The 12,237-nt window shown below is 50.3% G+C and carries 8 protein-coding genes and 2 pseudogenes; 5 read left to right on the forward strand and 5 right to left on the reverse strand.

The genetic code is table 11. The annotated features are described in order from the left end of the window. Both KP699_RS15240 and KP699_RS15245 read right to left on the reverse strand, forming a co-directional pair. A pseudogene (locus KP699_RS15240) lies at positions 1 to 200 on the reverse strand (IS701 family transposase); the annotation flags it as partial. Then, positions 163 to 741 (reverse strand): NAD(P)/FAD-dependent oxidoreductase, encoded by a 579-nt coding sequence (locus KP699_RS15245; RefSeq protein ID WP_215763227.1) that lies wholly within the window; start codon positions 739 to 741, stop codon positions 163 to 165. The gene KP699_RS15245 and the pseudogene KP699_RS15240, both read right to left, overlap by 38 nt. Positions 742 to 843: 102 nt before the next feature. On the opposite strand from KP699_RS15245, the gene KP699_RS15250 reads away from it, so the two are divergent. Next, positions 844 to 1,461, forward strand: coding sequence for a TetR/AcrR family transcriptional regulator (locus tag KP699_RS15250; RefSeq protein ID WP_215763228.1), 618 nt, complete (start codon positions 844 to 846; stop codon positions 1,459 to 1,461). Between the two features lie 481 nt (positions 1,462 to 1,942). On the opposite strand, the gene KP699_RS15255 is transcribed toward KP699_RS15250, so the two are convergent. After that, complete coding sequence (locus tag KP699_RS15255) at positions 1,943 to 5,125, reverse strand: S41 family peptidase (RefSeq protein ID WP_252347128.1); 3,183 nt, start codon at positions 5,123 to 5,125, stop codon at positions 1,943 to 1,945. Between the two features lie 752 nt (positions 5,126 to 5,877). Here KP699_RS15255 and KP699_RS16540 point away from each other — a divergent pair. Both KP699_RS16540 and KP699_RS15260 read left to right on the forward strand, forming a co-directional pair. After that, complete coding sequence (locus KP699_RS16540; protein ID WP_252347129.1) at positions 5,878 to 6,276, forward strand: hypothetical protein; 399 nt, start codon at positions 5,878 to 5,880, stop codon at positions 6,274 to 6,276. Beyond that, on the forward strand, positions 6,273 to 8,996 hold the full coding sequence (locus tag KP699_RS15260; protein WP_374196963.1) for a TonB-dependent receptor domain-containing protein: 2,724 nt from the start codon (positions 6,273 to 6,275) through the stop codon (positions 8,994 to 8,996). Before KP699_RS16540 ends, KP699_RS15260 begins: the two co-directional genes overlap by 4 nt. 862 nt (positions 8,997 to 9,858) lie before the next feature. Here the strand turns inward: KP699_RS15260 and KP699_RS16545 are convergent. Further along, on the reverse strand, positions 9,859 to 10,158 hold the full coding sequence (locus KP699_RS16545; RefSeq protein ID WP_252347132.1) for a hypothetical protein: 300 nt from the start codon (positions 10,156 to 10,158) through the stop codon (positions 9,859 to 9,861). On the opposite strand from KP699_RS16545, the gene KP699_RS15265 reads away from it, so the two are divergent. Both KP699_RS15265 and KP699_RS15270 read left to right on the forward strand, forming a co-directional pair. After that, positions 10,078 to 10,776 (forward strand): aminotransferase class IV, encoded by a 699-nt coding sequence (locus KP699_RS15265; RefSeq protein ID WP_252347131.1) that lies wholly within the window; start codon positions 10,078 to 10,080, stop codon positions 10,774 to 10,776. The two genes, KP699_RS16545 and KP699_RS15265, sit on opposite strands and share 81 nt — an antisense overlap. Before the next feature lie 126 nt (positions 10,777 to 10,902). Then, positions 10,903 to 11,988: pseudogene (locus KP699_RS15270) on the forward strand (TonB-dependent receptor plug domain-containing protein); the annotation flags it as partial. Between the two features lie 17 nt (positions 11,989 to 12,005). Here KP699_RS15270 and KP699_RS15275 read toward each other — a convergent pair. Next, the coding region (locus KP699_RS15275) for a transposase (protein WP_215763231.1) at positions 12,006 to 12,237 on the reverse strand (232 nt) is incomplete at its 5' end.

Here is a 12,237-nt window from a genome sequence, read left to right on the forward strand (position 1 = left end):
CCTGCGGCTTCTGCCCGCATCCAACCTGTCTTGCGTGGATCATTGCCAATTAAAACATCAAGGAAAGAACACGCTGAATCCGCGACACGCTTTTGCGTAAACAGTGGAGCAATCCGCTCCTTGGCTGATCGAAGCGAACGCACCCATAATTCCAGCGTCTCTTCAACAGACGCACCACCGGTCATCATATCCTGAATCATGGGTATCCATAGAGTCAGAACTCAACACAAAATGCAACTGTAGTGCTAGCTTTCGAACGGTCGAACGCACTCCGTCGGCTCCAATTACAAGGTCATAAGTTTCCGTCGTTTCCTGACCATCATCGCTTTGCAGTGTGACATGAGTCTGTGTTGCGCCATTGATGATTGCCACAGGGACAGTGCCGAACCGGACTTCCACCTTTCCCTCAATCCCGTGCCAAAGCGCCTCTTCAATATCGCCTCGCAATACGGCAATCGGCGCATTTGTCTCCTGCGTCAGGTCGGCAATACGTTTGCGGGTGCCATCCTTGCGTACATCCCAGAACTGAATGTGGTCTGGAGTTCTCTTTTCCATGATATCCAGCACCCCCAGAGCGGCGGCAGCGTTTTTGCCTTCCTCACGCAAACCTATGAAATAACCGCCTTTTCGTCGTTCTGCGGCTCTTTCGATAATCACTGGCATCCAGCCCTGACGCTTTAATGCTATGGCAGCCGACATGCCGCCAATACCAAGACCGACAATTAATGCGCGCTGTGTCATATATCGTCATTCCCATAGAGGTGGCTTTCTCTATCTGAACATTGCATAGATTAGGGATTGCATCAATCTAAACACTGTTCATATCGTGAAGAAGGAGAAGACATGGTGGATCAAGAGCGGGAGAAGTACCATCACGGGGATCTGAAAACAGCGCTGATTGAAGCCTCAGAGGACATCATCCGCGAGGAAGGTGTTGAAGGGTTTACCCTCAGGAAAGCTGCCAAAGCGGCGGGAGTATCCCCAGGAGCCCCCTCACATCATTTCAACGGTACAAAAGGCCTTTTGACGGCTGTCGCCATTCGAGTTTTCAAACGTCTTGAAGCAGAACTGAATGCTTTACCATTCTCCGATATTGCGGCTCAGGATCTCAGGATGCAGGCTTTGGGCTACGTGACGTTTGCTGCGCATAATCCCGGGCTATTCCGCCTGATCTGCCGCGTAGATCTGGTTGACTTCAAAGATCCGGATCTCATTCAGGCTTCCTTTGATGCGTTAACACGATATGCAAAGGCAGCAGCGGCTTATTTCGGGCAAGAGCCACCAGATCTGCACAGGCGGGTCTTCCGTCCACATATGGCCAGTGCGATGGCAACCGCACACGGACTGGCACATATGCTAATAGAAGGGCGACCTGCTGTATTATTGGATACATCAGATCCAGTCAGCACTTTTATTGAAACAATGCTTCCCTCAGTGCTTCTGGCAACATGGCCAGATTAGTCTGTAAGGCAGGAGTCAGTTTCTCGTGTTCCCCGCAAATGCGGGGATGAACCGACAACTGGTCTGATCCTCCGCTGCTGAGAAATTTTGTCCCAGCAGGGAGGTGTAATAGCATGATTATGAGCGCTGCGGGTCGCCACTCTGAAGTGTCCTGTCCTGACAACAGGAATATCATTTTTGCACATCACCCCTCCAACGTGACGATGCTCGGCAGGGAATAGGATGCCCGGAATTCCTCTATTATGCGGGACGATATAACTGCGCTTGAGGGGGGCGGATAGGCACCCTCAGGATACTTCTTTCTTCTGCGAGCATAGACTGGGCGTGGTGGCAGTCCCTTAAACTCAGGTCACTGACACCAACCAGACGGTAGATCCATGCGCCTCCTTTCACGTCTCCTTCATGAACCTCGTCGGTTTAAGGGGCTGAAACTAAACCGTGACACGTCCAATCATCAGTCAACTGACGATACGTCGTTGCGTTACTGTCCTGTTGAAACAGGATGTTCAAAGGGCTCAGGTTTGAGGGCAGGGAGCGGGTGCGTGGCCATTTGCTTCTGTAAATAGCCAAGTGCTGCATCAAGTTGCTGGTCCTGCCCGTTGAAGGTTGCAACTGGCATGTTTTCTACCTCGATATCCGGTTTCACCCCTTTGTTTTCAACAAGCCAGCGCCCTTGCATGTCGAAGTAGGGGTTTTCAGCGGTCCGTGCACTGCCCATGTCCATCAGACGTGTTCCATCAGAAAGCCACACCCCTGCGCCTGCTGTGCGTTCCCCGATAACGGGAGCGATGTGCAACGCTTCAATACCCTGAGCAAAGGCCTCGCCGTCTGAATAGGTGCGTTCATCCGTCACGACAGCAATAGGGCCCTGAAAGGCCTGCTGGAAGTTTACCGAAGGCGCATTGCCATAACGCGCCCAGAACATCCACGGCCGCCGCATAAGTTGTGTCAGAACCCAACTATCAATATTCCCGCCGTTATTGCCTCTGACATCAATAACAAGGCCCTTTTTATCAATGTTGGCGTAAAATTCGCGGGTAAAGGATTCCATGTCTTCACCCGTCATACCGCCTAAGTGCAGATAGCCAATCGCGCCTTTACTGGCTTTTTCCACGGCTTCAGCGCGGTTAATTTCCCAGTCGCGTGTGCGCAGATCTCGCTCATCGCTGGCGCTGACAGCTTTGACAATAACTTTGTGTTCTTTGCCATTGCGGGACAGTGTCAGGAGGACCTGCTTGTTTGCCTGATCCGCCAGCAGGACAGACAGATCAGGGGCATTGACGGTGGATTGCCCGTTAACCGCAGAAATAATATCGCCATTTTGCGCATCCACACCGGGTGCTGCCAAAGGAGACTGCTGGTCAGGCAAATCTTTGTCACCCTGATAAATATGGTCTATCCGAAAGCCGTTTTTCTCCCGGACCAAGTGAGCGCCCAGACTTGCAACAAGCGAGGTCGCTGGTTTTTCAGTACTTTTTGCAGGAATGATCTGGGAATGCATTGCCCCGATTTCCGCCACCATCTGGGCAAGCACATCGTCAAGGTCCGAACGATCACCCGCACGCGCCAGCAGAGGTTCAAAATGTTTGCGAATTCCGGGCCAGTCTATACCCTGCAAGGCGTGGTCATAGTAATGGTCGCGATGAATGCGCCATGCATCAAGAAATTCTTCGTTCCATTCCTGCACAGGGTCAATTCTTAGCCGGATCTCTGAAATGTCGATTGTTTTCCCGGTCAGATCATCAGGTTTTTTGGCTGTTGTGGGAGCAATAAACAGATCAGGCGCATCTTTTTTAGGATCACTGGTGAGAACAAGAATTTTCTTCCCGTCAGCGGTTACTTGAAAATCACTGGCTTTAGGAGCGAAAATCTCTGTTTTATGTTCATTGTTGTCAATATGAATGGATTTGAGGGGGCCTGTTTCTTCAGACGTTTCAAGGGTGTAGAGGAACTCCTCTGTTGCGCCGAGCCCCCGATAATCAGCCGCCGCAACAGGGACCTTGTAAAGGCGTGTTGCCAGACCGTCCCATTCTACAGCAGGCAGAGGCTTTTTCGGTTCAGATTTGCTTTTATCATCCTTCTTTTTATCGTCGTCTTTATGATCTTCTGGATCATCCAGCTCCGTTGCAGGCTGGAACAGAAAATGGGTCTTTTTTTGCAGAGCAAGCGCATAAATTCCGGTTCTGTGCGGGAAGGCCGGTCCAAGGTTTCTGTCACCCCATGGGGAGTTGTTTCCCAGTGAAAAATTACGGTCTGATAAAAACCACAACCATTTTCCATCGGGTGAGAAAACAGGTGTGAAGGACTCATAACGGCCGTCAGTCACCCATTCCAGACGGCTGGAACTTGTATCAAAAAAAGCAATCTGGCGACGGAGGTTTGAGCCGCGCGTGCGCACAAAAGCGAGTATTTTACCATCCGCAGACCAGGATAAACTGTCAAAACTGCTGGTGCCGTCCGTTGTGGCGGTATCAATAATGCGGTCTTTTTTGGTTGGGATATCCAGAAGCCACAAACGGCCGGCCAGATCGGTATGAGCAATCTGTTTGCCATCAGGGGAGACGGACAGATCAACAGGTTCCGCAGCAACAGCTTCATTAAGCTGTTCTCCCGCGCCGCTCCCGTCCGCAGAGAAACGCCAGATGCTTGATTCGCCCTTAACATCACTAAAGGCAATGACTGATTTGCCGTCAGGGCTCAGACGAGCATGCCGTAAACGTACCGTATCCGGCGTTGCGATAATAACCTGCCTGCGGGGGGAGGGCGCCGCTACAACAGCATGCCCGCGCATGGTGAAGACCACTGCGTCCCCTTTGGCAGAGAGATTTGTATCCGTTAAAAACTTGGCAGGCTTTGCCAGCCAGTAGGGCGTGCGGGGGGTATTGTCCGAGACCAGATCAAGCGGGACAGGCTTTACTTGATTTGTTGTCAGGTCATACTGATATAAATCAGCCCCTTTGCGGAAAATGATATGGTCTCCGGAAATACTGGCTTCCAGAACGCTGTAATCCGTAAAATGGGTCAACTGTTTTGCATCAGATCCATCTGTAGCAAGGCTCCATAGATTATACCGTTCATTTTCATCTGAAAGCACAATCAGGCGGTCATGCCAGGGCATGGGGCGGTTCAGATTAACTTCATGAGACCCGATACGCTCGGCTTCTTTTCCGCCTTTGAGGTCAAACCGCCAGAGCTGGGATATACCGCCACCCCGGTAAGCACGCATGTTGTCGCGCGTCATGGCAAGCCCAAAACGGGTGAAATAGATCCAGTGGCCATCATCACTCAATGCCGCATCATTGGCATTGGCCAGAGGATAAAGTATTTTTTTACCGTTTTCTGGATGAACCGAGGCGACGTTATAAAAATAGTAGGGTCCGGTTACAGCAGGAAATGAGAATAAAATTCCTGCATTCCTGTCCCATCCGATCAGGCGGATCCGGCCATTTTCATAAGTTACTCTGCGCGGAACGCCACCTGTTGTCGGCATGGTATAAATTTCTGACGGGCCATCAAAATTAGCCAGAAATGCGATCTGTGTACCATCCGGCGAGAGAATGGGGTGCGGATCAATGTCATGTGGGGCACGCGGAGGACTTGTGAGGCGTTGCGCCTTTCCCCCCGCAAGTGGAGCGGTCCAGATGGATTGTTCAGCGTTGAACAAAACGGTCTGCCCGGCAATGGACGGTTCTCTTGCATAGCCAGTCGCTGCAACCGCCTGAAATGGGAGCGTAAGGCATACCCATGAGCTGCATGAGAAAAGAAAATATCTTGAACGATTGGAAAGCTTTTGAATAGTTGTCATGTGTTTATGTATCCAGCGCCTTGTACAAAGTGAACTGTGCTGTAATTTTTCCTGTCACAGCCGTATCATGTTGTTCTGATGTTTCAACAACAAATTGTTGGGCTCTCTCTAAAATTATTCTCACCATGCTCACATGTAAGCCGTCTTCTCCACCATGGGGCAACGCTGGCCGTAGGAATGATTTTAAAGCCTTTTAGAGGCTTCATGAGATGCTCATTATTGAGATGATCACGAGCATAATCAAATTGCACCCGTCTGCGCGTGTTTATGATCAGGAGCACTAAAACACTCCTTTCCATGACGGAGAGCCGCAAAATCCTCTCGAAATACCAGTGAGGTATCTTTGAGATAGTGCTCTCGTTCCGGTTTTGTCTGGGATGCCAGAGGCGACTGTTGCCGTAAAAACACAGTGCAGGTCCGCAATGATGAAGTCCTCCAAATTTATATTTGCTCACTAAGAATCGTGTAGTAGCAGAAAACACGGATATAATTTTGCGATATAAACATAACACTAATCAATAGAGTGAAATATGAATTTTTCTAGGCAGGAGTTTTTTATTCCTCAATCCATAAGACGTGTCCGCTCAACCGGCTTCAGGCTGGCGCTTCCCATGGCTATGTCCACGCTCCTTTTTTCGCCTCTTCTGCGCGCTGAAACAGTGCCTGAAATTGTAAAACCGTCTGAACACGTCAAAAAAGACAAGAAGACAAAAAAGCAGAAAGATTTGGAAAAAACAGTCGCGGCTGTCCAGAAAAGCGGCAACTCTTCTACAGAGACCCTGACTGTAACAGGCACGCGTTTGTCCCAAAGCCGCCTAACAAACGTGATGGCCGGTGTGACGGTTGGTGCCGATCAGGTGCGTAAGCGGGGCTATACCGACCTTGGACTGGCGCTGCTACGTGAAAACACGGCCTTTTCTCTTGGAGACCAGTCTCCTATCGGTGGGAGGGACTGGGGGCTGGGCAGTCCTTTGTCTCTCTGCTTGGTCTGGGCTCACAACGTACCCTGACCCTGATTGACGGGATGCGTATGGTAGGGGGTGCCTCAGCGTCTGTTTACGGGGCAGGGTCGGGCTCTCAGGTTGACGTGTCGGCTATTCCGACTTCCCTTATCAAAAGCATGGATACCCGCATTGGGGGCGCGGGTGCTGCTTACGGTGCTGATGCCGTGGCAGGTGTCGTGAATTATCAGCTTGATGATCACTTTACAGGCGTGGATATGACGGCTCAGGGTGGCTGGACACAAAGTCTGATTGCGCCATCTGAAAAAATTACATTCAAATATGGCCATACGTTTGACCATGATAAAGGTGGTGCCGTACTGGATATTGAATATCGTAATGCCGGTGGCGTTGTGTATAACGACCTGCCGAATACACTGGGTTCAAACGCTACATCGTATCAGCGTGGCCCGCTGGGTGTCAGCACACCTTATACTTATATGCTGGAACCTTCAGCCAGAAACCTTTGGGCGTCTGTTACCGGTATTCCGGGGCTGACGGGCACGGATATCCCTATCTACAAAGGTGTAAATGACGGAATTGCCAACGCGGCTGGCCAGCCACTGATGTTCAGTCAGGATGGGAAATCTCTTGTTCCTGTCACATGGAATTATCTTACAAAAACAGGCTATAATGCTTCGGGCGGCAATGGTCTGGCGACCCGTGACTATAACCAGCTTTACGCTCCTTCCAGCCAGCTTAACCTGACCACTCTTGGTCATTATGATTTTGCGGACCATCTGCACGCAACATGGCAAGGCTGGTACGCCCGCAGCCGCGCCAGTAGTCAGGTCGGGCAGGGGACATGGACAACACCCTATTTTGGTGACGGCCCTCTGGACATGGACAGCTATCTGAACACAGACGGGTCTTATGGAGCAGGCTATCATAACGTAAACGGTGCCTATACGCTGAGCACCGAAAATCCATATCTGACAGATGCCGAACGGACGACGATCAAAAATGCACTCGCTGCCAATGGCCTGCCGACGGACAAGTTCTATCTTTCCCGTCTGAATCAGGATCTTGATGGCGGAATGTATCGCACGGACATGCAGATGTTCCGTTTTCAGGGCGGTCTTGCAGGGGATTTCAACGCACTGGGGCGGCATTTCAACTGGTCTTTGCGGGGGCAGTATAGCAAATATATGAGCGATACATGGCAGCCCATGATCAACACCCAGAACCTGATCAATGCGCTCAACAGCACACGGGATGCGAGCGGTAACATTGTCTGTGCGCCCGGATATCAGAATTCTCCCGCTGCAACCCGGAGCGAAACCTGTGCTCCATTCAATCCGTTTGGAACGGACCAGCTCACGCTTGGCGCAAAGAATTACATTATCTCTGATGCACATTATAAAAACAGCAATGCACAGCGCGATTTTCAGGCGGAAATCAACAGTACGGTCCTGAAGCTTCCGGCGGGTGATGTTCGGTGGGATCTGGGGTATGAACATCGCCGTGAAGGTTATACCTTCAATCCGGGTAGTTTCTTCGCGGGTGAAGAACTGGCGGATGGTTCCCGCAGGCAGTATGGTAACGTCACAGCTATGCCATACACATCAGGTTCTTATTACACGCACGAAGCGTTTGGAGAGCTTGATGTGCCGCTTGTCTCTCCTGCGATGAATGTTCCGGGAGTGTACAGCCTTTCTGCTACGGCAAACGGTCGATACATTCGCAACAGTATGACAGGAAGCTACTGGACGTATATGTTTGGTGGCGCTTGGTGGCCAACGCAGGATCTTGGTTTGTCCGGGAATTATGCACAGTCTGTTCGGAACCCGTCTGTTACGGAACTGTTCTCACCGCAGAGCACGTCTTATGAAACTGCTGATGATCCGTGCGATGCAGCTTATGTTAACTCAGGCCCGAACCCCACTGTCCGCGCTCTGAACTGCGCCAAGGCGCATGTGCCGAGCGGCTTTGTTTCCAACATCACTAACGGAACTGTCAAAGGAACAACGGGTGGTAATCGTGGCCTGCAGAACGAAACCTCTCATAGTTACACAGGTTCTTTGGAATTTCGTCCGCACTTTATCAGGGGATTTGATCTGAAGGGTTCGTTTGTTGATGTCAAAATCAATAACGAGATTACCTCTCTCAGCGCAGAAAATCTGATTCAGGCGTGCTACGATTCATCGTCCTACCCGTCAAACGCTTACTGCAACACGTTTACGCGTGACTCTTCCACACACCAGATTACGGGTTTCACGGATGGGTATTTTAACATTGCCAACCAGCACATGCAGGCTTTGCAGGGCGCGCTGAGCTACGTTCTGCCTCTGTATCGTGTTGGTTTGTCAGAAAATGCGGGGACTGTAGCTGTTAACGGTAACTACACGCATTATGTGAAAAATTCGCAGACTTATCTGGGAAATACATATTATCAGGTAGGGACGACAGGTAGCCCGAATGATTTGTTCACTCTGAACCTCAACTATACCCGCGGGCCTCTTTCTGTGCAGTGGCAGACTATTTTCTACGGGAAGTCACAATACGCGGTTCAGGTTGCCAAAACGGCTTATGAACATAATGACCGTCCGAGCTTTGCTTACTTCAACGCAACCTTTGGGTATGAAATCACGAAAAACTTTGACGCCAATTTCATGATTAATAATATCACAAATGCTCTGCCGAAATATCCCGGCACCGTCAGCGTAACCCGTTATTATGAAGCTCTGATTGGCCGATCTTTCCAGCTCAATCTCGGAGCACATTTCTAAGAATTAACTGCGGAGGGCGGTCTGAAAGAAGTGAGGGAGCCAGAGGCTCCCTCATTTTTTTATGGGAGCTTGTCTGAGGCTGGTTTGTTTGCAGCACGTTTTTATTGCCAGTTCTTATGATGATGTCTCATTGACTTGAGGTGAGACGCCTGTTTCAGACTTCTGTGAAGAGACTGTAGAATAAGTGATCTATATTGGCTGACGGGCGAGCAGGTGATGCCTCTTTAATCGTTTTTCCCTAAGAGGCAGACGTCAGCGTACAGTGTGTGACTGCCGCGTAATGAGCGGGATCATCTTCGGCAACCAAAATGACGAGGGCTGACGAATGCCTTGAAGACATATAGCCGCACAAGACGCTTTAGAACTGCTGGAAACGTTGGGGGCCATGAGTGTTTGCGTCCGGATGATGGATGGACTGGTGGTCTTCCTAAAAAACAGACGGCAGAGAGTTGTGATTGATATCTTTTATCTGAACGCACCGTACGGCGACGAGACTGTGGATAAAAAAGGGAGGCGCTTGGCGTCGGACCGGTCGGACCAATGACAGTATAATACGAACCCTCATGGCGTGACCAACCGCAATGGAGAACTTCCGAGCTTCTCCATGACCATGGGGCCGGTCAGCGATCACAGGGGAGGTGGGCGGTAGCCCTTCTCTATACTCTGCCTCCATAATTTTGATCCCCTCAAAGCATGCTATCAGATCGACTGCGACTATTCTGTAGATGCTTTATGATCAGCCCGAGAAAGCTCCGTGGCTATTTTATGCATATGACGCATGGAATATGCTGAATTAGCATTGGCTTGGGTAGCCGCTTATACCGTATTCATATCGAAACGAGAACAAAAAGCAAAAAGTCTCTTAAAAGTTGGCTGGAAAATAAGAAGGCTTGCTTTTTATCTTTGAGGTTTTTTGGTGTTTCGAAAAGGATAAAAGGTGACGGTTGTCTTCCTGAATGGTCGTTTCATCAATGAGGATGAAGCAATGATTTCGCCCTTTGACCGGGGTTTTACCTTCGGAGAAGGCGTTTACGAAGTTTGTATTTCCGTCGCGGGAAAGATCATTGATCTGGAAGAGCATCTGGCCCGTCTGGACCGGTCTCTGAACGCCGCGGGGATCACTCTGCCGCCGGAAAGAAGCCTGATGCCGGGCCTGATGCATGATCTTCTTGAGAGAAATGGTATCAAAAACGGGTTCATCTATATTCAGGTCACGCCCGGTAAAACTGTCCGTAATTTTATCGCATCTCCAACGGAACGCTCGACGCTCCTCATGAGCACCGGTCCGACACCACTTGAGGAGAGCAATGCCTTCAAACACGGCATGCGTGTCCAGGTTATTCCCGACATTCGCTGGGGGCGGCGTGATATCAAAACGACCATGCTCATGCCGCAGGTCATGGCTAAACGTGCCGCTCTGGATGCGGGTTTTGACGATGTAATCTTTTATGACGATCTCGGGATTACAGAAGGCAGTTCCTCAAATGTTTTTATGGTGACAAACGAGGGTGAACTTGTCACGCGGCCTGTATCGCATCAGATCCTGTCAGGCTGCACGCGGAATACCGTGATTGAGCTCACGGAACAGAACGGTATGACCGTTACTGAACGCCCGATCACGCGTGATGATCTGCTTCAGGCAAAAGAAATATTTCTTACCAGTTCGACTTATCTTGTTGTTCCGGTTGTTGAACTGGAACTCGAAGGAAAATCTAAAACCTATTCTTCTAAAGAAACAAAAAAAATTCAGAATATTTATATGGAATACTTAAATAAATAGATTTTTTCTAAAAATTACGCCGTTTTGTCGTCAACGCCTAATGCTGAACAATGGAGTGAGGGTATGAACAGGACTAGAACGGTTATTTGCACAGCCATTGTTTCGTTCCAGATCGGGTTGGGCGGAATGAATGCTTATGCCGCCGTGCAGGATGATGAGAATGTCGACAAGGCGAAAGATCGCCGGTCGTCGCTGGTTAAACCGGGGTCTAAAGCAACGAATGCTGCGGCAGTGCGTCAGGCCCGCGGGCGCAGTGTGCGAGCGGCTTCCAGTGCGGTGCCAGCCAGTTCTGCGGAGACGATGATTATTACGGGAACGCACGCGTTCAATCGCCGTGCCCGTGATTCCACCTCTCCGATTTCTATTATTACCGGTGCGCAGTTGCGCCAGACCGGCCAGATGAATATTGCAGATGCCATCACCCGTCTTGATCCTTCTATTACCATGCAGGCAGTGGGTGGGGATGCTGGTGCACTGACGTCTTCCATCCGTATGCGTGGTCTGAACCCGAATGAGGTTCTTGTGCTTGTGGATGGAAAAAGACGTCACACCACAGCAAATATCTATGCGGATAACGGTCCGCAGCAGGGTGGTACGCCGGTTGATCTGAATATGATCCCGCCCAGCGCTATTGATCATATCGAAATTCTGCGCGATGGCGCGGCGGCCATGTACGGGTCGGACGCAATTGCAGGTGTTGTCAATATCATCCTCAAAAAGACCGATCATGGTCTGCATATCAGTGGGCAGACGGGGGCAAATGCCTATGCCGGTAATGGCTGGAATTATCAGGTCAATGTGGATGGCGGACTAAAATTCGGCGATGACGGCTACGTCCACATTAGCGGGTCCATGTATCACACGGACCATATGTATCCGCGCACTGTTGATTATCGTTCACAGCCGGGGCGGCTTGGTTATGCGGGATATAGTTTTCCGTCCAATTCCAATAAGGTGATCAGCACGCCTGAAGAAACGCGTGAGAGCCTGAGTATCAAATTCGGTAAGACCTTGTTCAGTGGCGTGAAAGGCTATGGTCTGATTACATACGCGCACCGGCATGGTGAAACATATGAGAATTTCCGTCTGCCGAGTGTTCTGCCGGAAGTCAAACCTAATGGCTTCACGCCCATTGAGACCATGAACGAGAATGATTTCTCCGGCATGCTGGGTCTGACCGGAGATGATTTTCTTGGGTTTTCCTGGGATCTGATACCAATTTGCTTTTGCTATGACCCATGAGCCCAGTCGCGCAATCCGAGAGACATAATGCGCCATGGCTGGTCGGTGAGCTGGTTCCACGCATGGCAGGCGATATCGACGATATCGTCATAGGTTTTGAAGATTCTGTTTGAGAGCCATGTATTACGCATGAACTGCCAGACGTTTTCCACCGGGTTCAGTTCAGGTGACCGTGGTGGAAGCGGTAGGAGAGTGATGTTGGGGGGAACCGTCAGTTTC

The organism is Acetobacter sp. P1H12_c (genome assembly GCF_018811975.1).
Lineage (GTDB): Bacteria > Pseudomonadota > Alphaproteobacteria > Acetobacterales > Acetobacteraceae > Acetobacter > Acetobacter persici.